The organism is Streptomyces mexicanus (assembly GCF_902506575.1).
GTDB lineage: Bacteria > Actinomycetota > Actinomycetes > Streptomycetales > Streptomycetaceae > Streptomyces > Streptomyces mexicanus.
The window spans coordinates 1-21,287 of record NZ_LR732609.1 but is presented as its reverse complement, the minus strand read 5'-3'; the positions used below and the strand labels follow the sequence as shown (position 1 = coordinate 21,287).

Below are 21,287 nucleotides of genomic sequence, written 5' to 3'. Positions count from 1 at the left end.
GCCGGTGCGGCATCCGTGAACAGCGGTTCATGACCGCCGAATCCCCCTGGGCCGGGGACGGCGGAACAGCGATCGTCGAGATGTCGCGGCAGACCGCGGCACATCGACAGGAGGTCTTCCCCGTGTCCCCCATCCAGTCCAGACCGAAACGCATACTGCTGTCGACGGTCTCCTCGGACTCCCACACCTGGAACCTGGTGTTCCTCCAACTGCTGCTTCAGGAGAGCGGTTACGAGGTGACCAACCTCGGACCGTGCGTGCCCGACGCCGAACTCATCGAGCAGGTGCGCGTGCAGCGGCCCGACGCCGTGGTCATCTCCTCGGTCAACGGACACGGTCACCTCGACGGCCGCCGGCTCATCAGGAAGCTGCGCGCGGACAGCGACCCGGCCCTGTCCACGGTCCCCGTCATGATCGGCGGAAAGCTGGGCATCCAGGGAGCCGGCCAGCCCCACCTCGCCGACGAACTGGTCGCCGAGGGCTTCGACGCGGTCTTCACGGACGGCGCGGACCCGGCCGAGTTCGGCACCGCGCTGCGGCGGATGACGGCGCACCGCCCCGAGATCACCGGAGCCGCCGCATGACCGGAACACGCCCCCAGGGCAGCCCCGACATGCAGAACCATGTGGAACAGGCCGCGCAGGCGGGACAGTTGGTCGTACAGCCCCGGATGGGCATGTCGGACCCGCGAAGCATGGCCGAGGGCCTGGCCGCCGTCGCCGCGGCACGCGCCAGGACGCTCGCCACCCTCACCATCGACTCCTACACCCGGGTGGAGGACATCGCCGGTGCCCGGGAGGCCCTCGAGGCCGGCCGCGCGCTGAACGGCTTTCCGCTCGTCAACCACGGTCCGCACATCACCGCGCAGGTCGTGCGGGCGGCCGGCGGCGTCCCCGTCCAGGTCCGGCACGGCTCGGCACGGCCCGCCCACATCTTCGAGGCGATGGTCGCGGCGGGGCTGTCCGCCTCCGAAGGCGGTCCGGTCTCCTACTGCCTGCCCTACTCCCGACTCCCGCTGGCCGAGGCCGTCCCCGCCTGGACCGACGCCACCCAGCAGCTCGCCGAGCAGGCGGCCGACCACGGCATGCGGGCCCACCTGGAAACCTTCGGCGGCTGCATGCTCGGCCAGATGTGCCCGCCGTCGCTGCTCGTGGCCATCAGCGTCCTCGAAGCACTGTTCTTCGCCCGCAACGGGGTGTCCTCCGTCTCCCTGTCGTACGCCCAGCAGACCAACGCGGTGCAGGACATCGAGGCGTTGGCGGCCCTGCACCACCTCGCGGAGCTGTTCCTGCCGGCCGACGTCGCGCGCCACGTGGTGCTCTACACCTACATGGGTGTCTACCCGTCCACCGAGGCCGGAGCGGAACTGCTCCTGGACTCCTCGGCGCAGATAGCCGTACGCGGCGGCGCCCAGCGGCTGATCGTCAAGACGGTCGCCGAGGCACACCGGATACCCACCGTCGCCGAGAACGTCGCGGCCCTGGAACGGGCGGCACGTGTGTCCCGGCAGGCGCTGCACGACGACTGCCCGCTGCCGTGGGCCCGCCAGGTCGACTACGAAACGGTCTACAGCGAGGCGCTGCGCCTGATCACCGCCGTCCTCGACCACGGCAGCGACATCGGCCCGGGCCTGCGCGCCGCCTTCGCGTCCGGGGTGCTCGACGTACCGTTCTGCCTGCACCGCGACAACGCGGGCGCGGCACGCGGGGCGATCGCTGACGACGGCCGGCTCGTGTGGGCCGACACCGGTGCCATGCCCCTGCCCGCCGCCGGCGCCACCCGGCACGCCGTCACCTCCAGCCGGCTGCTGGGCATGCTGCGCTACACCGCCGACGCCCACGACCGGTCGGCAGCCCTCCTGAGCCGTGCGCGCGCCCAGGTCACCGCCGCCCACCGCATCGCGGTCGTCGGCTCGGGCCCGCGCGGCCTCGCCGTCGTCGAACGGCTCGTGGCCCGCCTGCGCGAGGAGACGCCGGAGCGGGCCGTGGAGATCGTCCTGATCGACAAGGACCAGGTCGGCGCGGGCCGGATCGGGCGCACCGACCAGAACCCGGAATTCCGGAGGACCCCCGCCTGCGGCGAAGGGACCATGTTCTCCGGTCCCGCCGACGACGGCCCCGCCCGGGCGGGAGCCGGACCTTCGCTGGGCCAGTGGTGGGCCGCCACCGAAGACCCCTGCTACCCGGGCCCCAACGCCTACGCCCCCCGCGCCCTGTACGGCGCGTACCTGCGGTTCTTCCTCCAGGCCGTGCAGGACTCGCTGCCGGCCCGGGCCACGCTGCGCCGGCACACCGGACACGTCACCGGCATGCAACGCGTCGGGGAAGCGTGGCAGTTGCGCTGCGCGGACGGCGAACTCATCACCGCCGACCGGGTCGTTCTGGCCACCGGCCACCCCGTGACCCAACTGTCGGCGGACCAGACACGCTTCGCGGACTTCGCCGTGGCCCGCCCGCACCTGCGCTACATCCGGGGCGACAGCGCGGCCGACATGCCGCTCGAGCGCATCGCCCCCGGAGCCCGCGTGGCGGTCCTCGGAATGGGCCTGACGTTCTACGACATCGTCGCGGCCCTCACCACCGGCCGCGGCGGCCGGTTCCACGAGGGCCCCGACAAGGCGCTGCGGTATGTGCCCTCCGGCCTCGAACCCGTCCTGGTGGCCGGCTCACGCTCCGGAGTGCCGCTGCCGGCCCGCGGCCTGAACCAGAAGGGCCCGCTGTGGCGCTACACCGCACGGCTGTTCACCCCCGAGCGGATCACCGCCCTGCGGGCCCCGGGCCGCCCCCTCGACTTCCGTGAGCGGATATGGCCCTGGCTGCACGCCGAGATGCAGCTCGTCTACTACGCGACCGCGGTGCGCGCCCGGCTCGGTGAGCGCGTCGAGCGGGAATTCCTCGCCCGTGCGGCCGCCCTCGTCGAGCACGCGGGGGCCGGCACCGCGGAGCAGACCATCCGGGCCGCGGCCGCGGAGCTGGGCGTCGACGGACTGGATCCCCTGGACGTGGAGCACCTGGCTCGCCCTTTCGCCGGCCGCCGCTTCCCCAGCCCCGACGCCTTCACCGCCGCCCTCACACGGCTGATCGACGACGACCTGGCACACGCCGGGCAAGGCAACTTCCACGGCCCCCGCAAGGCGGCCCTGGACGTCCTGCGCGACGTCCGCGGAACCATCCGGCGCGCGGTCGACTTCGACGGCCTGACCGCCGCCTCCCACCGGGACGACTTCCTGGGCTGGTTCGCGCCGCTCAGCTCCTTCCTGGCCGCCGGCCCCCCGGCGCAGCGGCTGCGGCAGACCCGGGCCCTGCTCGAAGCAGGTGTGCTGCGGGTGGCGGGTCCCTCGGCCGAGTTCGCCGCGGACGAGGACGGCGGGGGCTTCACCGTCCGCTCCGCGCAGGGCGCCGGATCACTGCACCGCTGCGAGGCGCTCATCGACGCCCGCATCCCCGCACCGGACCTCGACCGCGACACCGCGCCGCTCACCCGCCACCTGCGCGCGAGCGGCCTGTGGACGCCCTGGACCAACGACCGGGGCGACGGCGGCCCCCTCACCGGAGGGGTGGCGACGACGGCCGTCCCGTACCGGCCCGTGACCGCGGCGGGGACACCCGCGGAGGGGGTCTACGTCCTCGGCATCCCCTGCGAAGGACAGCGCTGGTTCATGCAGGTCGGGTCCGCGCGGCCCGGTCCGTGGACCGACTTCACCAAGGACGCCGACGCCATCGCACAGGACGCGCTCACCGCGCCGGCGCGACCGGCGGCCCACCGGAGGCTGGAAGGAACCCGAGCATGACCACGGCCCGAGACCAGCGCGGCACGGCACACTCCGCGCTGCGCCGCACCCCCGCCCACGCCGCTTTCCGCCGCGGCCGCGACCTGCTCCTGGAGCTGCGCGCCGACCACGAAGCCGCCCGCCGCGCCTTCACCTGGCCCCGCCCGGCCCACTTCAACTGGGCACTGGAGTGGTTCGACGTCATCGCCCAGGACAACCGGCGCACCGCGCTGGAACTGATCGGGCCCGACGGCCGGGACCAGCGGATCTCCTACCAGGACCTCGCCACCCGCTCCGACCAGCTCGCCAACTGGCTCACCCGCACCGGAGTGCGACGGGGCGAGCGGGTGCTCATCGTCCTCGGCGCCCAGGTCGAGCTGTGGGAGACGCTGCTGGCCTGCCTGAAGACCGGAGCGGTGGCCATCCCCACCTACACCTCCCTGACCCGCAAGGAGGCCGCCGACCGGATCAGGCGCGGCCGCGTCCGCCACGTCGTCTGCCGCAGCGACCTCGCGCCGCTGTTCGAAGGAGACGACCTCGGCCCGCACACCCTCACCACGCGCATCGCGGTCGGGCCCGCCGTCCACGGCTGGCACCCCTACGACGACTCCTACGAGGCCGCCACGTCCTACCTGCCGACCGGCCCGACCCCGGCCGGGGACCCGGCCTTCGCCTACTTCACCTCCGGGACCACCTCCGCGCCGAAGCTCGTCCTGCACACCCACGCCTCCTATCCGGTGGGGCACCTGTCGTCGATGTACTTCAACGGCCTGATCCCCGGCGACCGGCACGTGAACATCTCCGAGCCCGGCTGGGCCAAGCACTCCTGGTCCAGCTTCTTCGTCCCGTTCACCGCCGAGGCGACCCTCGTCGTGCCGCCCGCCGGGCACCTCGAGTTCGGGCGGCTGCCGCGGCTCCTGGAGGAGCGGGGCATCACCAGCCTGTGCGCTCCGCCCGCCCAGTGGACCCGGCTCGCCGCGCACGCCGCGACGGCCCGGCCGCGCCTGCGGGAAGCCACCACCGCCGGCGAACCCCTCGCCCAGCACGTCGCCGAGGCCATCGAGGCCGAATGGGGCGTGACCATCCGCGAGGGCTACGGCCAGACGGAGACGACCGCCCTCGTCGGCACCACGCCGGGGCTGCCCCGCAAACCCGGCTGGCTGGGCAAGCCGCTGCCCGGCTGGGACCTCAGCGTCCGCGACGAGCAGCTGTACGTGGAACTCGCCGGCCGCCCCGTGGGCATCATGGCCGGTTACGACGGCGACCCCGAGCGCACCGGGCAGGTCCTCACCCCCGACCGGTACGCCACGGGAGACTCCGCAGCCCTGGCCTGCGACGGATACGTGCGGCTGCTGGGACGCCGCGACGACGTCTTCAAGTCCGGGGGCCACCGCATCTCCCCCTACGAACTCGAGGCGATCCTGCGCACCCACCCCGCCGTCCGCGCCGCGGCCGTGGTGCCGGTGCCCCATCCCGCACTGACGCTCGCCGCGCACGCCGTGGTCGAGCTGGAACCCGGCGCCCACGCCACGGAGGCGGACCTCCTCGGCCACGTCGACCTGCACGTCACGCGCGCCCTGCGCGTCCACAGCGCCTCGTTCACCGACGCGCTGCCCCGCACGACGTCGGGCAAGATCCGCCGCTCCGAAGTCAGCGCACGACTGCGCGCCGCCGCAGCCGGCACCGTCCCCGCCCCGCACCCCACCGACCCGGAAGGCAGCCCCATGACCGCGACCGGTCTCCCGTCCCAGCGCCGCGACGTCCTGGTCGTCCGCGATCTCCTCGACGGCACGGACCTCGACCGGCTGACGTGGCAGCCCTACGTCCAGCCCGGACGCCAAGCGGTCGACGTGCACTGGCTCTACACCGCCGAGGACACCGGCCCCGACGGCGCCGAGGCCTACCTCGCGCGCTTCGGCGCCGGCGCACACGGCGACCTCCACCGCCACCTCGGCTACGAACTGATCGTGGTCGTGGACGGCGAACTGCACAACGACAACGGCGAGGTGTACGGACCCGGCTGCCTCGTGCTGGAAAAGCCCGGCAGCGTGCACCGGGTCGCCAGCCCGCGGGGATGCACCCTGCTGGTGATCCGGGAGAAGCGCACCGAGGCACTGCTGCCCGGCGAAGCCCCGGACACCGGGCTCGCCCTGGACGGCGCACCGGTCACCGCCTCCTGACCTCCCCGCACCCCCCGCAATCCCCTGAGTAGAAAGCTCTCCACGACCATGTCTCAACAGGTCACCACGGCACCCGTCGCCGCGACGGCGGCCCCCCTGCCCGTCGGCAGGTCGGGCAAGACCCACTCCGCCCACTACAAGTGGGGCATCCTCGGCATCGGCATCATCGCCCAGGCGGCCTTCAGCGCTGCCTTCCAGGGCATCCCCATGGCCAGCGCGGTCCTGCAGTCCGACTACCACTACTCCACCGGCCAACTCGGCCTGGTCCTCGCCGCCTTGACCTGCGGGGCGGCCGTCACCGAGATCGTCTGGGGAGTGCTCACCGACCGCTTCGGCGAGCGGGCCGTCCTCATCAGCGGTCTGGCCGGCACCACGGTGTGCCTCGCGGCGGCCACCGCCTTCCTCGTGCCCACCGCAGGACACACCCCGCCGTCCTGGCTGCTGTCCGCCGTGCTGCTGCTCGCCGGCGCGCTCGGCGGCTGCGTCAACAGCGCCTCGGGCCGGGCGGTCCTGGGCTGGTTCCCGCCCGGCAACCACGGCTTCGCCATCAGCCTCCGCGTGGCGGCCGTCCCCCTCGGCGGCGCGATCGGCGCGCTGGCGCTGCCCGCCCTCGCCATGAGCGTCGGCTTCCGGGGCGTCTTCGGCTTCCTGACCGCCTTCGCGCTCGCCGCCACCGTCGCCATCGTCTGCTGGCTGGACGAGCCGCCGCTGCCCGCGGCGGGACACCGGAACACCAGTGTCAGCCCGCTGCGCCGCTGGAAGATCTGGCGGATCTCCCTCAGCGCCTTCCTGCTCGACTTCCCCCAGTTCACCGTCCTGTCGTTCGCCGCGATCTACCTGCACCGCGTGCACGGGATCGGCATCACCGCCATCTCCGGTCTGCTCTTCGCCGTCCAGGCCCTGGGCGCGGTCTCCCGGGTGTGGAGCGGCCGCTGGACGGACGGGCGGGGCGGCCGGCACCGTCGCAGCCTCGTCATCGTCTACAGCTGGATCATCGCCGCCTGCTTCGTCGGGCTCGCCCTGTGCCAGTCCGGGCCCGCGTGGATCGCGGCCACCTTGATGGTCGTGGCCGGCCTGCTTTCCTGCGGCTGGCACGGCGTGCACTACGCCGAAATCGCGATCATGGCGGGCAAGGAGCGCTCCGGGACCGCCCTGGGGCTGGAGAACACGATGGTGTTCGCGGGGGCGTTCCTCACCCCCCTCGTCATCCCCGGCATCCTCTCCGCCACCTCCTGGCCCGTGGTCATGCTGCTGATCGGCGCGGTGCCCGCCGTGCTGTCGGCGGTGATCATGCCCCGCGACGGGAAGTGACCACCCGTCAGCCCGCCCGCCCGCCCGGCCCGGTCCCCCCCTGCCGCGGCCCCGCCCCGCCGGAGAACGACCGGCGGGGCGGGGCCGCGGCACGTCCCCGGCCGCCGGGACCCCGGAGGGTGCCCAGGGCCTGGCGGGCATGCGGGGACGGGCGGGGGTCAGCGCTTGAAGTCCAGCTCCTCCAGGCGGGTCTGCACCGTCCGGCCGCTCTCCCACGCGTTGGCGCCGGGTGCCACGTCCGGCATGGGGATGTCCGCCCGGTTCTGCCGCTTGCGGGCGGTCGAGACGCCGAGCCGGTCGTCCCGGGCCCGGATCATCTCCTCCGCGGCCTGTCCGTCCTCGGTGAAGCCCATCATCAGCTGCGGAATCCCGTAGGGGAAGTCGTCGCGGTCGTACTGCCACGTGTGGAACGTCTTCCCGTAGGTGGTCACGAGATCCTCGAAGTAGGCGTGTTCGGCCAGTTCGGGGATGCCGGGGGCGGTGAGGCTGCCGGACTTGACCTCGTAGTGATGGCTGTGCCACAGCCGCTTCTCGTCCTCGGGCAGGCCGCGGAAGCGCTCCTCGCTGATGATGTACTCGATGCCGATCAGACGGCCGTCGGGCGCGTTGCGGTCGAAGATCACGCACTGGTGCAGGTCGTGCCGGAGATGGATGCAGAAGTGCGTGGCCTCCACCTGCCGGCCCATGTCGTCGGCGTACATGTGGAAGCCGTTGAGATAGGTGCTCATTGCATCGAGCGGATACTTCCGCTGCACGGCGCCGGCCGCCAGGTCGAGCGCGCGGTGCTTGACCGGGTGCCCCTTGCCGATCTTGCTGACCGTGGCCGCCTTGCGGCCGAACAGGAGGCCGGCCGCGGCCGTCACGCCGGCCGCGACACCGATACCGACGCTCGCGGCCGGGCCCAGGCCGGAACCGCGCGAGCGGTGCGTGCCCTGTATGAGTGCCATGCGCGGCGAGTGCCCTGTTCCCGGCGGCCGTAACGGTGCGCGGCGGTGAGTGCTCCGGGCCATCGGTGGTCCATGTCATCGCCACCGACCCCGCCGCACCACTGGACCTCCCGGCCCGGTGCCCCATGACCGGCCACACCTGCCTCGGTCCCGTCCCTCAGGGGGTGCGGAAACCTCGGAAGGTCACCTGCCGGCGAGTCTCGAAGCCGAGGCGCTCGTACAGCGCGACGGCGCCGGTGTTCGTCTCGGCCACATGCAGGAAGGGACGCTCGCCGCGCGCCACGATGCGTGCGGCGAGCGCACGCACCAGGCGGGCGGCGTGGCCTTGGCCGCGTGCCTCGGGAGCGGTGCAGACGGCGCTGATCTCGGTCCAGCCGGGGGGCCTGAGGCGTTCCCCCGCCATCGCCACCAGGGCACCGTCGACGCGCACACCGAGGTAGGTGCCGAGTTCCCGGGTGCGCGGCCAGAACGGCCCCGGCTCGGTCCGCGCGACGAGGTCGAGCATCTCGGGCACGCTGTCCCTGCCCAATTCGACCACGCCGGTGTCGGGCGTGACGCGAGTGCGGTCAGGCACGCCGGCGCCGGACCAGACCATCTGTCGGCCCTCGAGGACGAAGACCGGCTCCCAGCTCGGCGGCGGAACGGCCGGGCAGCTGAACATGTCGGCGAAGGCGCCCGGACCGAGCAACGCGGCCAGGTCGGCCCAGTCCTGCGCGCTCGGGTCGGTGGAGACGGCGGAGAAGGTCGCCACGTCCGTGAGATAGGTGGCGGCCCGGCCCAGCCGCCGGGCGAGATGCGCGTGCCGACCGCGGAGTGAGTGGCCCACCGGGTCGTCGAGTGCCGACTCGTCCTCGTTCGTCATCGTGCTGTCCTTCTCAGGGCTGGGTCGTGGCGACCTTCAGTCCGAATCCGATCAGTACGACCCCGGTGACACGGTCCATGCCCCGGCGTACGGCGGGCTTCTCGAAGAAAACGCGAGCCTTCGACAGAAGCAGGACGTACCCGCCGAGCCAGATCGCGGTGAGCACGGCGTGGACGAGGACCAGCAGGGCCATGCCGCTGTGGGGAGGCAGCCCGGTGGGGGCCAGTGTCGGCAGCAGGCCTGTGTAGAAGACGGCGATCTTGGGATTGAAGACGTTGCTCACCAGGCCGGTCCGCCAGGGATTGCCGCGAGGCGGGGTGAGGGCCGCGGCCGGTGCCTGCGACCGGTTGCGACGACTCCGGAGCAGCGACTGCGCACCGAGGAAGACCAGGTAGGCGGCTCCGGCCAGTTTGACCACGGTGTACGCGGTGGCCGACGCGGCCAGGACAGCGGCGAGGCCGGCCACCGAGAGCACGCCCCAGACCAAGAGTCCCGCGGTGATCCCGCCCACGGTCCGTAGCCCGTCCCGCCAGCCGGAGGCGACGGCTCGCTTGGTCACGACGGCCATGTCCGGCCCGGGCACCATGGTCAGCACGGCCAGGACACCGACCGCGGTCAGGAACTGTATGAGCATTCCCCCAGTCTCACATCCGTGGCGGACCGAGCGGAGACCGGCATCGCCTGAGCCGGGACGCCGCACCGACGCCCCGGCCAGGGGAAAAGCCCGAGCTCTGTCGTGGACGACCTGGATGCCCTCACGAAGCACCTGATATGCGCGCCGAACGCTCGCTTAGGGGTTCTGCTGTGCCTGGAAGACCAGGAGGGCCAGCTGGACCCGGTTGTCCGAGCCGGTCTTGGTGAGCGCGCGGGAGATGTGGGTCTTGACCGTGCCTTCGCTCATGAAGAGCGCCTTCGCGATGGTCGCGTTGGAAGCGCCTTCAGCGACAGCCTCGGCGACGGCGCGTTCTCGATCGGTGAGCGCCTCCAGTGTCTGCCGGGCTGTGGCGCTGGTGGAGTCGTCGGCCGTGCGAGTGTGGCGTGCCACGAGTTGGCGGGTGATCGTTGCCGAGAACGCGGATTCCCCCGATGCGGCCAGGTGAATCGCGTGGCAGAGCTCTTGCGGCGCGACGTCTTTGAGCAGATATCCGCTCGCGCCGGCCTGCAAGGCGTCGAGGACGTGTGTGTCCAGGTGGAAGGTGGTCAGCATCAACATCGCGACCGACGGCACCGCCGCACGGACACGGCGGGTGGCCTCGACGCCGTTCATCTCCGGCATCTGCAGGTCCATCAGCACCACATCGGGACGGTGCCGCGTCGCCGCGACGACGGCTTCGGCTCCGCCGGATGCCTCGGCGACGATCGTGAGGGTGGGGTCCACTGACAGGACCATCGACAGCCCGGCGCGGACCATCGCGTCGTCGTCGACGATGAGCACCGACGTGGGTGCGCCGGGGGTGCTGCTGGAAGGTGGAGAGCTGGTCATCGCAGGGGCACTCGCGCAGACAGTCGGAACTCGTGGGTGTTCTCACCGCGGTCGACGACCTCGTGCCCGGCGACGCCTCCCACGGCGGCGATCCGTTCGGCGAGACCGCTCAGCCCGGCGCCGGTTCCGGGCAACGCCGACTCGGTTTCCTCGATCGGGTTGGTGATCGTGATGAGGGCGTCACCGCCCTCGCGGCGAACATGCACCGTCACCAGTGCGCCGGGGGCGTGCTTGCGCGCGTTGGTCAGCCCCTCTTGCACGACGCGGTAGACGTGCTCGGCGTTCGAGGGTTCCCGCAGCGCGGCTGTGCTGCCGGCGTTGCCGCTGTCGCCGGGCAGATCAAGGCGCGCGACGATCAACTGACCGGCTCCTCTGGCTTCGTCGATCAATCCCGCGACGGTGTGCTCGTGCTCGGAGCTCTGCGGTCGCACGACGGTGCCGTCGCGCAGCATGCCGATCACGGTGCGCAGCTCGTCGAGAGCACTGATGGCGGTCGTGCGAATCGTCGCGGCTGTGGTGCCGACGTTCTTGGCGTTGTCCCCGGCGACCGCGAGCCCGCCGGCGTAGAGCGCGATCAGCGAGATGTAGTGCGCGACCGAGTCGTGCATGTCCCGGGCGATTCGGGCGCGCTCGGCCATCTGGATCTGTTCCGCACGCTGTTCTCGCTCGCGCTCGATACGGGCTGCTCTGTCCCGGTAGACCGCGACCAGGTCCTGCTGCTTCTGCCGCAGTGCGCCCCAGGCCACGACGGCGAGTGCGATCGCGGTGTTGACCACCGCGGTGAGGCTCAGCGCGGAGTTGGCCGGATACAGCAGCCAGAAGACCAGGGCGCCGGCGATGTCGGCCAGCGCCACGACGAACGCCTGCTCGATGCGCCGGCTGCGTGCCACGGCGAACAGAGCCACGTAGTTGGCCACACCGGCGGTGGCGCAGAACGCCCCAACGACCGCCAGCACCAGACCGACCACGACCGGAGCACGGTAACGGACCAGCAGCACGAGACTGGCGACGGTGCCCACCAAGATGTCGAGGACGCGCCACCCTCCTCCCGGGCGTTGCTCCAGGACCAGGAACAGCATCGCGAGTCCACCGGCGAACGAGGAGAGAACGACCAACGCCGACCGGCCGCGCTCGATCCACGGCCCTCGACGCACCGGGGTCTCGTCGTTGGGACCGCCGGCGACGGCGAGAGGAGGAGACGGCACCGGACCACCTTAGACCGCCGGTCTCGTTCGAAGCAGTCAACGAAAGTCGTAGAAGTTGTCGGCCGTTCGTGGACTCGATCGGTCCCGATCGGCAGACGTCCGGCGCATCGGCCGGCCGACAGTGTTGAGGACATGAACACCACACGTCCTCGCCGATACCTGTTGACGCTGCTCGGGCTGGACCCGACCGATCAGCGCTCCACGACCCGGATCCGCTTCGCCGTCACCACGACGGCCGCCTTCGCGACCGCCGTGCAGATCATCGCCTGGTTGCTGATGGGCATCTTCCGCACCCGTCTCGACGGTCCGTGGTGGCTGTGGACGCCCGGCAGCGCCCTCCTCATCAACGCTGCGCTGCTGTCCGTGGACCACGTCCGCGACCAGTGGCAGCGCGCCGGTTCCTCGCGCAACCTCCGGACCGGCAACCTCCGTACGGACGACGTCACCCGGGAGTCACTGTGACCACGCCATCGACCACGCAGAACCCGTCTGCCTCGTCTCGTCAGGCAGCCGACGCATCGGACCTGCCCACCACCACGTTCGCCGGCCGGGCGGGGATGGCAGTGGGTGCCCTCTCGGTGCCGATGGTCGCCTTGTACTTCGTCTACTCGGGGCCACCCCCGCAGTGGAACGTCCTGACGCGTAGCCTGCTGACGCTGGTGATCATGGCTGTGCTGACGGCGTTCGGGGTTGCTCTGGCACGCCTGCTGCCCAGGGACGACACCGGCCGGCGCACCCTCGTCGGTCAGCTCGCCATCGTGTCGCTGCTCACCTACGTCGCGGTGATCCTCTTCGCCACCTCGCTCGAGGCCGGTACCCCCTTGGCCTTCCCGGATCGGGGGATGGACCCGACCACGGACGGTCCTCTGGCGGCCGCCATGGCATTGGCACATGGTCCGATCGCACACCTGTGGATCGCGATGTTCTTCCTCGGGCTCGCCCGTGCCGCGCGGCAGTTCACGACAGCCGCGCCACCGATGGTGCCACGGTGGACCCTGCGCGGTGCCGTCGTCGTCGGAGTCATCAACCTGCTGGCCGTCCCGTCGCTCTACTTCGGCATGGACGCCACCCACTTCTACGCCATCAACGGGTGGGGTGCGGATGCCCTCGTCGGTCTGATCACTCTGGTCTGGGTCGGCTTCATCGGTCTGGGCATCCACCGGGCCCGCAAGCACCGCACCCGAACGCTGACGTGACGATCTCCCGGCCGGCCGCTGGACAAGCACACGAAACCTCTGGTGGAGACGGGCTCTTTGGTCCGGATGTCAGTCGGCGGGCAGTCGCCCATGGGTGTCGCGGACGAGGGCGGCGAAGGCGTCCGGATCCTGCAGGGGGAAGAGATGGTCGCCGGGGGCGTGCGCGAGGCGGACGGGTGTGCCGCCGCCGCGCACGGCCTTGAGGAAAGCCTGTTCGTCCAGGCGGAAGAGGAGGTCACGGCGTCCGTTGACGAACTGGGTCGGGACCCGCAGACGGGCGGCCAGGCCCAGGACGTCCACGCGGCGCAGCTCCCGGACGGCCTCGCCGAAGGCATGCCGGGCGAAGCCGCCGGCGATGACGGCCTCGGCGCACTCGGGGCTGGTGTGGCGATGGAAGAGGCGGGCGTTCGCGGCGGCGCTGCGCTCCTCGCCGCGGCGTTCGTCGATGCGCGCGGCCGTGGAGTAGGCGAGTGCCTTCCAGCCGCGCGTCCGCGCGGGGGAGCCGCACACCAGCAGTCCGCGCACCCGCTCGGGGGGGTCCGCCGCGTGGGCCATGGCCACGAAACCGCCCAGGGACATGCCGACGACCAGAGGCCGTCGGCCGGTCGCGGTGTGCGCCTCGGTGACCGCCGCGTCGAGTGCCTCGACGGCCGCGGCGAGGGGGAACGTCTGGCCGTGCAGAGTACCGTGGCCGGGCAGGTCCGGGGCGCTCACCCGGAAGTCGGGCACGAGCCGCCGGGCGTGCGGCAACCACATGGACGAGGACACGCGGATGCCGTGCACCATCACCACGGCGCCGGCCGCCGTCTCGTCGCCGCCGAACACACGCGGGACGGGCCCGGTCATGCCGCGCTCCGCGTGTCGCCGGCCGCCCGCTGAGGGAGCCGTGCCGTGGCGCGCCGCAGCAGTTCCGTCCCCCGGGCCAATTGCCCACGGGCGTGCGCGTACCGGGAGGCCCGAAGCGAGCGCGCGGCCCGCTCGGTCAGGAAGCAGCCGGGGACCACGGCGGTCGCGTCCACGGAGCGGAGCACGGTGCGCAGGGCCTCGTGGAGCAGCGTGCCGTGGCCGGTCATGTGCCCCGTCGCCAGGGGCGGCACGGCCTTGCCGACGAGGCCGCGGCGGGGCGGTACCTCGCGGAAGGTTTTGAGCAGTCGGGAGTACGAACCGCCGGAGACGGTCGGGAACGTGGCCATGGCGGGTCTCACCTCACGATGACGGACGCGGGAGCGGCTCGGGCGCGGGGTGCACCACCGGACGGTCGTGCTCGTGGGCGCGCCGGTAGCCGCGCCGGTCGTAGAAGTGCGAGCCGAGCAGGCCCAGCAGCACGGAGCCGAACGCGTACGCTCCCATGACCAGCCACGCGGTGGTCAGTTGCCGGGCGTCACCGCCGTAGAACAGCAGGGACCGGACGCCTTCGACGACATGGCGGGCCGGAAGGAGTCGTCCGAGCGTGTCCAGGCCGGCCGGCAGGGCCTCGGGCGGAATGGCGCCGCCCGACAGCGGGATGCCGATCAGGGTGGCGACGAGGAGGGCCAGGATCTGGCCGGGGGCGCCGAACACGGCGAACAGGGCCAGGGTGAGCAGGGTGACCGCGGCGCACGCCAGGCCGCAGAAGACGACCAGTCGGCCGGGGGCCTGCGCGCCGAGGTCGACACTGGCGAGGCCCACCGCGGCGACCACCGCTCCGGCGGCGAACCCCATGACGGCGCCGATGACCGCCTTGGCGAGGAAGGTCGAGGAGCGGGCGATCGCGACGATCGGCTTCAGCAGCCGGCGCGGGCCGATCTCCAGGGGGACATACCCGAGCCGGGCGTCGACGAGCATCGTGAGGAGACTGGCCGGCAGCAGTCCCGAGATGAGCAGCGCGACGGCGAGGTAGAGCGGGACGGTGCCGCCGGAGGGCGCGGAGCCGGCGTTCACGGGCTGCTGCTCCGCCGTGACCTGGACCGGGTCGTGGAGCAGGGCGAGGAAGCCGGGGCCGGCGGCCGCGCTCCGCGGCTGAGCGCCGGCGCGGGCCGCCTCGGAGGTGCGGCGGGCCGTGGTCGTGGGGCCGCCGGTGGCCTCCTTCCCCGTCGTGGCCCGGGCGACGAGCTGGGTGCCCAGCTGGATCGAGGCCTTCGCCGCGGTCGCGCGTACGGCCTTGTCCGCCATCGAGGCCGCCATGCCGCCCACGCCTCGGTGGGTCAGCACGGTCAGCGTGGGGCGTTCGGCGGAGCTTTCCACGCTCAGCAGGGAGAGCGCCGTGCGGGTGAAGTCGCGGGGGACGTCCAGTGCGGCGTAGGCGTCCTGCCCGGCCAGTGCCCGCTCGGCGGCCGCCCGGTCGGCCACGACGGTCCACTCCACCCGGTCGTCGCGCGCGGCGGCACGGGTGATGCCGCGGACCAGCTGCGCCCCGAGGTCCACCCTCGTGCCGTCCGCCGCCGTGACGCCCTGATCCTCGGAGACGAGGATCAGGGGCAGCCGGTGCAGACGGCCCTCCGGGTCGGTGGCCGGGAGCAGGTAGCTGAGGGTGCTCAGGGCGGCCAGCACACAGCCGACGATCACGACCAGCCAGGCGCGTGGCTGCTTCCAGACAGTGCCGGCTCGCACAGCGGTGTCCTCCTTGGTGTTCGGGTTCGTCGTCATCGGCGCGTCACCGCACCGCCGTCGCACGGTCCGCCGGCCGGGTGAGTCCCAGCCGGCCGCTCAGCGTACGGCGAACGCGTCGCGCCCGCGGCGTTGCTCCGCGCTCACCGGCCCGGCCCGACGACAGGATGTCCAGCGAGACGTGCCGACGGGCCGGACGGTGCGGGTCCCAGCCGCTCGGCGAACCGGTCGTCACGAGCCCGATGCGTTCGGTGGCCCCGGACCGTGCGGACAGCACGGTCACCGGATCCGGGGCTTGGAGCGCGCGGGGCGCCGGGGCGCGGAGCGCGTCGAGGCGGCCTCGCTCCCGTTCCATGGCCAGCAGTTCCCGGGACGGGTGGTCCAGCCGGCCGGGCAGCAGGGCGCCCGGCGTCAGACGGCCGGGCGGTGCGTGCAGCATGACGTGTCCCTCGTTCGGCTTCTGTCGTACATGTCGTGGGCCGGGGTGATGACCGGCCTGTGTTCCGCGGCGACCGAGCGCACGAGCTCGCCCAGGAAGCGGGGCACGCTGTCGCTGTGCCAGGGGAAGAAGTGGTCGCCGGGCAGCACCTGGAGACCTCTCCACTGCGGCGCGTGCCGCTGCCAGCCGGCCACCTCGTGCGGCGGGTGGACCGGGTCCCGGTCCCCGGCGAGCGCGTACAGCGGCACGGGGACCTCGCGGACCGGTGTCCGCCGGGCACGGCCCAGCAGACGGAAGTCCGCCTGGAGCGGGCGCAGCACCAGCGCCCGCATCCCGGGATCGGCAAGCACGGGGGAGGGGGTGGAACCCAGGCGTGCCACATGGTCCACCAGCGCCTCGGGGTCCTCGGCGAGGGCGCGGCTCGCCGCCGAGTCGAGGAGGTCGGGCGGACCCATCGCGGAGACGACGAGGGCCCGCGGGGCAGTGCCCAGCCGGTCCAGCGCGTCGCACAGCTCGTACGCCAGCAGGCCGCCCATGCTGTGCCCGAACACCACCAGCGGGGCCGACGGGTCGCCGAGTCGCGGCAGCAGGTCCGCGACGACGTCGTGTGCGTGGTCCAGGGGCGGTTCGGGCAGTCGGCGGCCGTGCCCGGGCAGTTCCGGTGCGATCAGCTCGCAGCCCTCGGGCAGGGCGGACGCCCACGGCCGGTAGACGTCGGCGCGGCCACCGGCGTAGGGCAGGCAGGCGAGTCGGACGGTCGGATTCATGCGGTTCCCCCTGAGCGCTGAGCCGGACGCACGCGCGCACCGCCGTCTTGCGCAGATGCAACGCAACGGTGCGTTGCGATCCTAGAGTCCGGATAGGATCGACGCAACACAACGTTGCGTTGGCCTCTCGGGGCCGGTGGAGGAGCGGCAGTGGTGGACGGTGTCACGACGCGGGCGCAGGCACAGGTGCGATCCGGTGAGCGGAGCGGCCCTCGCCGCAAGGAGGAGATCTTCGCGGCCAGTCTGGAGCTGCTGGCCGAGCACGGCTACGACGCCTTCACCGTGGAAGGGGTGGCCCAGCGGTCCGGCGTCAACAAGACCACCGTCTACCGCTGGTGGCCGTCCAAGTCCGAACTGCTGCGTGACGCCCTGCTGCACTCCGGGACGCTCGCCTTCGACCTGCCCGACACCGGGAGCCTGACCGGTGACCTGGCCGAACTGGCGGCCCGGGTCGCAGGGCTGCTCGCCGACCCGGAGACGCGGGCGGTGGTGGAGGCCGCACTGGTGGGCGCCGTTCGCCATCCGGCCATGCGCGAGCTGGTGATCCAGTTCCTGGAGGACCGGCTCGGGCGCCACCAGCCGCTGTTCGCCCGGGCCGTGGAGCGCGGTGAGCTGCCCGCCGACCTCGATCCGGCCGTGCTGGTCGACGCGGTGGCCGGTGCCCTGTGGATCCGGTTGCTGGTGCGGCGCAGGCCGGTGTCGGAGGACTTCACCGGGCAGTTGGTCGCGCTGCTCGCCGACGGGATCGCCGCGGCGCGGGAGCGGGCCGGGCGACGGCGCGGGTGACCTCGGCCAGGTAGGCGAGGACCTCGCGGTAGGAGCGGGCGGCGCCGACCTCGTGGTAAGGCAGGCCGATCTCCGCGCAGTACTCCCTGACCAACGGCCGGCAGCGGCGCAGATGGGGCCGGGGCATGGTGGGGAACAGGTGGTGTTCGATCTGGTGGTTGAGGCCGCCGTAGAAGAAGTCGTGCAGCCGGGAACTCAGGATGTTGCGGGAGGTCAGCACCTGGCGGGCGAGCCAGTCGGGTTCCTTGCCGTCGTGCACCGGCATGCCCTTGTGGTTGGGCGCGAAGACACAGCCCAGGTAGACGCCGAACAGGCCCTGGTGCACCACCACGAACAGCACGGCCGGCAGCGGGGAGAGGGTGGTGAGGACCACGACGCCGTAGGCGATCGCGTGCACCGCGAGCAGGGCCAGTTCCCGTCGCGGTCGGCGCACCACCCCGCGCCGGATGGCGATGACCGAGCCGATGCGCAGTCCGAGCGACTCCAGGCACAGCAGCGGGAAGAACAGGCGTGCCTGGTGCCGGATGACGAAGGCGCGCGGCCGTGAGACGCCCTCGGCCTGGCGCGGGGAGAACGCGACCACCCGGCGCAGGATGTCCGGGTCGAGGTCCAGGTGGTTGGGGTGGTTGTGGTGGCGGGTGTGGTGGCTCATCCACCAGCCGTAGCTGAAGCCGAGCGCGAGATTGCCGTGCAGCAGCCCGAGGATCTCCATGGTCCGCCTGTCGTGGGTGACCTGGGCGTGGCCCACGTCATGGCCGAGGAGCCCGGTCTGGCCGTAGGCGAACGCGAGCAGGGCGGCGCAGGCGAGCTGCCACCAGGAGTCGCCGACCAGGGCGAACACGGCCCAGGAGCCGGCCAGCAGGACCGTGTTCGCGGCGAACTTGGCCGCGTAGTAGCCCCGGCAGGGGGTGAGCAGGCCGGCGGCGCGTACGCGTTCCTTGAGCGGTGCGAAGGACCGTGCGTCGGTCGTGAGGTTCATGAGCGGTGCTGCCTCTCTGCCGGTCCGTCGGCCGGCCGGCTCGCGAGGGCTTGCTGCAGCCGTCGCAACGTGGTGCGCATGCCGGCCCGGTTGGCGGCCGCGCGGGCCTCGGGGCGGGTGCCGGTGAACACCAGGCCGAGCAGTTCCGTGACGCGCGCACCGGGACCGCTGCGCAGGTCCTTCCAGTACTCGGTGACGCGTGTGCCCTCCCTGGCCGGCTCCAGCCGGTAGCCCCACAGGGCCACGGGCAGGCCGAAGGTGCTGACCCGGAACGCGAACTCGTTCGGCGCGTCGGCCACGGTGACCCGGCAGGTCGTGAACCAGACCAAAGGGCCCTTGCGGTTGAACCCCACGAACCCGGTCCCCTCGCGCACCGTCGTGCCGCGATGCCATACGCAGAAGCATTCCGGGCTCCATTCACCCATGTTCTGAAGGTGGGACAGGGCTGCGTAGACCTCCGCGCGGGGGGCGCCGACGACAATACTCTCCTGTACTTCCCACAGGCGTTTCACAAAGTTCTCCCGGATGGCTTCTGAATTTCATTCAAGGAAAAGGGAGGCCGGGCTGCCCACGCGGACTCTAGTGAGCTACCGACTGGTAATGCAATGACAGAAGCGGAGCCCTCGGCTCCCCTTTCCATGGATAATTGAAAGCCAAACCGTTCACCAGGAAGTCACTTGACGCGATTGGGCCGCAACAGTAGCTTGGAACGAGTCGGATCGTTCCGAGTTTCGGTCCAGGTGCTCGCCATCTGGCCGTTCTCGCATGTCAAAGGCGTGCCCACGGGGGTGGTGCGTCCAGGTCGGCGGGTGTCGACCTGTGATGCGTTCCCTCGTGGTCGAGCCAGGGGGGTACATGAATAAGATCGCGCACGCGGTCGGCAATGCACTCTGTGACATCGCGTCCGTCCTTCAGTTGCTCTGGAACAGCTGGGACCGCGCCGGCCGATGAGCCGATTTCGTGCCGAGTGCGCGGAACGCGATCCAGGACCTCTCTCTTCTGCACCCGAAGGATCGGCAACGGCGCCGCCGCGGGAACTCACGACCGTGTCCAGCATTCTTCACATGGTTGTCCGAGAGGTGGAATTGCATATTCCGCGACCGAGTTTGTCCATGTCTTCCTACGGCCTTCGAAAAGGTGGATGAGAGTGAGTCTCCTCATACAGAAATGCGCCTCCTACACACGGGCGCGCGATGCCAGGAACGCCGGCCTCTACCCCTACTTCCTCAACTTCGACGCGCGGGACGCGGGCGTCGCCCGCATGGCCGGCGGGCGCGAGGTCGTCATGTGCGGCTCCAACGACTACCTGGGGCTGAGCACAGACCCGCGGGTCGTCGCGGCCGCTGCCGAGGCCTCGGCCCGGTACGGCGCCGGGTGCACCGGCTCCCGCTTCCTCAACGGCAACCTCGACCTGCACGACCGCCTGGAGCGCGAACTCGCCGACTTCTTCGGCAAGCCCGCCGCGCTGGTGCTGACCACCGGTTACCAGGCCAACCTCGGAGCCATCGCCGGGCTGTGCGGACCGGGCGACCTCATCCTCATCGACAAGGAGGCCCATGCCTCCCTGATCGACGCCGCCCGGCTCAGCCGCGCCAAGATCCAGTGGTTCGCGCACAACGACACCGCCGACCTCACCGACAAGCTGCGACGCACCGGTCACCGCGGCGGCGTGCTCGTCGTGGTCGACGGTGTCTACAGCATGGAGGGCGATCTGTGCCCGCTGCCCGAACTCGCCGACATCTGCGAAGAGTTCGGCGCCACCCTGCTCGTCGACGACGCCCATGGCGCCGGCGTGCTCGACAAGGGGCGCGGCACCTGCTCCCACTTCGGACTCACCGACCGGGTCCCGCTGATCACACTCACCTTCTCCAAGGCCTTCGGCTCCATCGGCGGTGCGGTCCTGGGAGACGAGGAGGTCATCGACTCCCTCCGCCACAACGCACGCGCGCTGATGTTCTCCGCGAGCGCCAGCCCCGCCAACACGGCCGCCGCGCTGGAGTCCCTCCGCATCCTGCGCGACGAGCCCTGGCGGTGCACGGCGGTGGCCGACAACGCCGCTTACATGCGCCGCGAACTGAGCGCGCTGGGCTACCGGGTCGGGGTCGGCGCCACCCCCATCGTGCCCGTGGACACCGGCGACGACATGGCCACGCTGCACGCCTGGAACCTGCTGATCGAAGAGGGGGTGTACGTCAACGCCGTGCTGCCCCCGGCCGCCTCACCCCGGCTGCGCACCAGCTACACGGCCGTGCAGACGCGCGAACACCTCGACCGCGCGGTGGCAGGATTCGCTGCGGTGCGGGAGCGGGTGCTGGGGTTGTCCGTGGCGGCGTGAGCGTGCCGCCCGAGGTGCGGGCGTCCACGACTCCGTACGGGCCGGGGCTCAGCTCGTCCGGCAGGGCCGGTGCGAGGGCCGCGCAGAGAGCGGCTCGCCCCAGCCGGGTGTCGCCCGCCGACGTGGGACGCCCCGCCGCGACCTGCTTCGGCCGCCTGAGCCAGTGCTCGCCACGGAGACCGGGTGCACCCGTCGCGGCCGGACCCACGGGCAGGTCGGCTCCCCGCCGGCTGTTTCTCCGCTGCTGTGGCGGTCTGCTCACCAGGGCCGGTCGAGCCTGTCGTGGACCGTCGCGCCCGGCACGCATCGTGAAGCGTCGCGCCCGGCACGACTTGGCGTCCGGCACGGCTGGATCCGTCCTTCGGCGCGTGAACTGCCCGGGAGCGCTGAGCCACCCACACCACCGCGGCGCCCCCACCGCACCTCCCCGCACGGCTGAATC

Annotated in this window: 20 protein-coding genes; 8 read left to right on the top strand and 12 right to left on the bottom strand. The window is 72.0% G+C overall.

Going from position 1 to position 21,287, the window contains the following annotated elements; translation table 11 throughout:
• The first annotated feature begins 29 nt into the window (after positions 1-29).
• From GV126_RS33305 to GV126_RS33290, 4 genes are read left to right on the top strand one after another with little or no spacing between them, the layout of a single operon-like run.
• The gene (locus tag GV126_RS33305) at positions 30-584 is read left to right on the top strand and encodes a cobalamin B12-binding domain-containing protein (protein WP_236570345.1); all 555 of its coding nucleotides are present in this window, start codon (positions 30-32) and stop codon (positions 582-584) included.
• On the top strand, positions 581-3,790 hold the full coding sequence (locus GV126_RS33300) for an FAD/NAD(P)-binding protein (RefSeq protein ID WP_159674814.1): 3,210 nt from the start codon (positions 581-583) through the stop codon (positions 3,788-3,790). Before GV126_RS33305 ends, GV126_RS33300 begins: the two co-directional genes overlap by 4 nt.
• On the top strand, positions 3,787-5,949 hold the full coding sequence (locus GV126_RS33295; RefSeq protein ID WP_159674812.1) for an AMP-binding protein: 2,163 nt from the start codon (positions 3,787-3,789) through the stop codon (positions 5,947-5,949). Before GV126_RS33300 ends, GV126_RS33295 begins: the two co-directional genes overlap by 4 nt.
• A gap of 48 nt (positions 5,950-5,997) precedes the next feature.
• Positions 5,998-7,260: an MFS transporter gene (locus GV126_RS33290; RefSeq protein ID WP_159674810.1), complete on the top strand. Its 1,263-nt coding sequence runs from the start codon at positions 5,998-6,000 to the stop codon at positions 7,258-7,260.
• A 158-nt stretch (positions 7,261-7,418) separates the two neighbouring features.
• Here the strand turns inward: GV126_RS33290 and GV126_RS33285 are convergent, their stop codons facing one another.
• From GV126_RS33285 to GV126_RS33265, 5 genes are all read right to left on the bottom strand, one after another.
• Entirely contained in the window at positions 7,419-8,207 is a 789-nt protein-coding gene (locus tag GV126_RS33285) for an OBAP family protein (RefSeq protein WP_159674808.1), read from the bottom strand.
• Positions 8,208-8,364: 157 nt separating this feature from the next.
• Positions 8,365-9,069, bottom strand: coding sequence for a GNAT family N-acetyltransferase (locus tag GV126_RS33280; protein ID WP_159674806.1), 705 nt, complete (start codon positions 9,067-9,069; stop codon positions 8,365-8,367).
• A gap of 13 nt (positions 9,070-9,082) precedes the next feature.
• Positions 9,083-9,703: a LysE family translocator gene (locus GV126_RS33275; RefSeq protein WP_159674804.1), complete on the bottom strand. Its 621-nt coding sequence runs from the start codon at positions 9,701-9,703 to the stop codon at positions 9,083-9,085.
• 156 nt (positions 9,704-9,859) lie between these two features.
• On the bottom strand, positions 9,860-10,552 hold the full coding sequence (locus tag GV126_RS33270; RefSeq protein WP_159674802.1) for a response regulator: 693 nt from the start codon (positions 10,550-10,552) through the stop codon (positions 9,860-9,862).
• The gene (locus tag GV126_RS33265; protein ID WP_236570344.1) at positions 10,549-11,631 is read right to left on the bottom strand and encodes a sensor histidine kinase; all 1,083 of its coding nucleotides are present in this window, start codon (positions 11,629-11,631) and stop codon (positions 10,549-10,551) included. Before GV126_RS33265 ends, GV126_RS33270 begins: the two co-directional genes overlap by 4 nt.
• Positions 11,632-11,889: 258 nt before the next feature.
• Here GV126_RS33265 and GV126_RS33260 point away from each other — a divergent pair, with 258 nt between their 5' ends.
• Entirely contained in the window at positions 11,890-12,219 is a 330-nt protein-coding gene (locus GV126_RS33260) for a hypothetical protein (protein ID WP_159674798.1), read from the top strand.
• On the top strand, positions 12,216-12,953 hold the full coding sequence (locus GV126_RS33255) for a hypothetical protein (RefSeq protein ID WP_236570343.1): 738 nt from the start codon (positions 12,216-12,218) through the stop codon (positions 12,951-12,953). Before GV126_RS33260 ends, GV126_RS33255 begins: the two co-directional genes overlap by 4 nt.
• A gap of 69 nt (positions 12,954-13,022) precedes the next feature.
• On the opposite strand, the gene GV126_RS33250 is transcribed toward GV126_RS33255, so the two are convergent.
• From GV126_RS33250 to GV126_RS33230, 5 genes are read right to left on the bottom strand one after another with little or no spacing between them, the layout of a single operon-like run.
• Positions 13,023-13,799 (bottom strand): alpha/beta fold hydrolase, encoded by a 777-nt coding sequence (locus GV126_RS33250; protein WP_159674796.1) that lies wholly within the window; start codon positions 13,797-13,799, stop codon positions 13,023-13,025.
• A complete protein-coding gene (locus GV126_RS33245; RefSeq protein ID WP_159674794.1) occupies positions 13,796-14,146 on the bottom strand; it encodes an NADPH-dependent FMN reductase family protein in 351 nt (116 codons plus the stop codon). Before GV126_RS33245 ends, GV126_RS33250 begins: the two co-directional genes overlap by 4 nt.
• Positions 14,147-14,159: 13 nt before the next feature.
• On the bottom strand, positions 14,160-15,578 hold the full coding sequence (locus GV126_RS33240; protein ID WP_159674792.1) for an ABC transporter permease: 1,419 nt from the start codon (positions 15,576-15,578) through the stop codon (positions 14,160-14,162).
• A 7-nt stretch (positions 15,579-15,585) separates the two neighbouring features.
• On the bottom strand, positions 15,586-15,978 hold the full coding sequence (locus GV126_RS33235) for an LLM class flavin-dependent oxidoreductase (protein WP_159674790.1): 393 nt from the start codon (positions 15,976-15,978) through the stop codon (positions 15,586-15,588).
• Positions 15,951-16,745, bottom strand: coding sequence for a thioesterase II family protein (locus tag GV126_RS33230; RefSeq protein WP_159674788.1), 795 nt, complete (start codon positions 16,743-16,745; stop codon positions 15,951-15,953). Before GV126_RS33230 ends, GV126_RS33235 begins: the two co-directional genes overlap by 28 nt.
• Before the next feature lie 153 nt (positions 16,746-16,898).
• Here GV126_RS33230 and GV126_RS33225 point away from each other — a divergent pair, with 153 nt between their 5' ends.
• Entirely contained in the window at positions 16,899-17,531 is a 633-nt protein-coding gene (locus GV126_RS33225) for a TetR/AcrR family transcriptional regulator (protein WP_236570342.1), read from the top strand.
• Here the strand turns inward: GV126_RS33225 and GV126_RS33220 are convergent.
• Positions 17,455-18,510, bottom strand: a complete 1,056-nt coding sequence (locus GV126_RS33220; RefSeq protein ID WP_159674786.1) for a fatty acid desaturase family protein — start codon at positions 18,508-18,510, stop codon at positions 17,455-17,457. The genes GV126_RS33225 and GV126_RS33220 overlap by 77 nt on opposite strands.
• Positions 18,507-19,022: an SRPBCC family protein gene (locus GV126_RS33215; protein ID WP_159674784.1), complete on the bottom strand. Its 516-nt coding sequence runs from the start codon at positions 19,020-19,022 to the stop codon at positions 18,507-18,509. Before GV126_RS33215 ends, GV126_RS33220 begins: the two co-directional genes overlap by 4 nt.
• Before the next feature lie 635 nt (positions 19,023-19,657).
• On the opposite strand from GV126_RS33215, the gene GV126_RS33210 reads away from it, so the two are divergent.
• On the top strand, positions 19,658-20,845 hold the full coding sequence (locus GV126_RS33210; RefSeq protein ID WP_201299975.1) for an aminotransferase class I/II-fold pyridoxal phosphate-dependent enzyme: 1,188 nt from the start codon (positions 19,658-19,660) through the stop codon (positions 20,843-20,845).
• Positions 20,846-21,287 lie beyond the last annotated feature (442 nt).

Coding starts and splice junctions, on each gene's coding strand:
- GV126_RS33305 (WP_236570345.1), top strand. CDS start 30: ATGACCGCCGAATCCCCCTGGGCCGGGGACGGCGGAACAGCGATCGTC.
- GV126_RS33300 (WP_159674814.1), top strand. CDS start 581: ATGACCGGAACACGCCCCCAGGGCAGCCCCGACATGCAGAACCATGTG.
- GV126_RS33295 (WP_159674812.1), top strand. CDS start 3,787: ATGACCACGGCCCGAGACCAGCGCGGCACGGCACACTCCGCGCTGCGC.
- GV126_RS33290 (WP_159674810.1), top strand. CDS start 5,998: ATGTCTCAACAGGTCACCACGGCACCCGTCGCCGCGACGGCGGCCCCC.
- GV126_RS33285 (WP_159674808.1), bottom strand. CDS start 8,207: ATGGCACTCATACAGGGCACGCACCGCTCGCGCGGTTCCGGCCTGGGC.
- GV126_RS33280 (WP_159674806.1), bottom strand. CDS start 9,069: ATGACGAACGAGGACGAGTCGGCACTCGACGACCCGGTGGGCCACTCA.
- GV126_RS33275 (WP_159674804.1), bottom strand. CDS start 9,703: ATGCTCATACAGTTCCTGACCGCGGTCGGTGTCCTGGCCGTGCTGACC.
- GV126_RS33270 (WP_159674802.1), bottom strand. CDS start 10,552: ATGACCAGCTCTCCACCTTCCAGCAGCACCCCCGGCGCACCCACGTCG.
- GV126_RS33265 (WP_236570344.1), bottom strand. CDS start 11,631: ATGCTGTTCCTGGTCCTGGAGCAACGCCCGGGAGGAGGGTGGCGCGTC.
- GV126_RS33260 (WP_159674798.1), top strand. CDS start 11,890: ATGAACACCACACGTCCTCGCCGATACCTGTTGACGCTGCTCGGGCTG.
- GV126_RS33250 (WP_159674796.1), bottom strand. CDS start 13,799: ATGACCGGGCCCGTCCCGCGTGTGTTCGGCGGCGACGAGACGGCGGCC.
- GV126_RS33245 (WP_159674794.1), bottom strand. CDS start 14,146: ATGGCCACGTTCCCGACCGTCTCCGGCGGTTCGTACTCCCGACTGCTC.
- GV126_RS33240 (WP_159674792.1), bottom strand. CDS start 15,578: ATGACGACGAACCCGAACACCAAGGAGGACACCGCTGTGCGAGCCGGC.
- GV126_RS33235 (WP_159674790.1), bottom strand. CDS start 15,978: ATGCTGCACGCACCGCCCGGCCGTCTGACGCCGGGCGCCCTGCTGCCC.
- GV126_RS33230 (WP_159674788.1), bottom strand. CDS start 16,745: ATGAATCCGACCGTCCGACTCGCCTGCCTGCCCTACGCCGGTGGCCGC.
- GV126_RS33220 (WP_159674786.1), bottom strand. CDS start 18,510: ATGAACCTCACGACCGACGCACGGTCCTTCGCACCGCTCAAGGAACGC.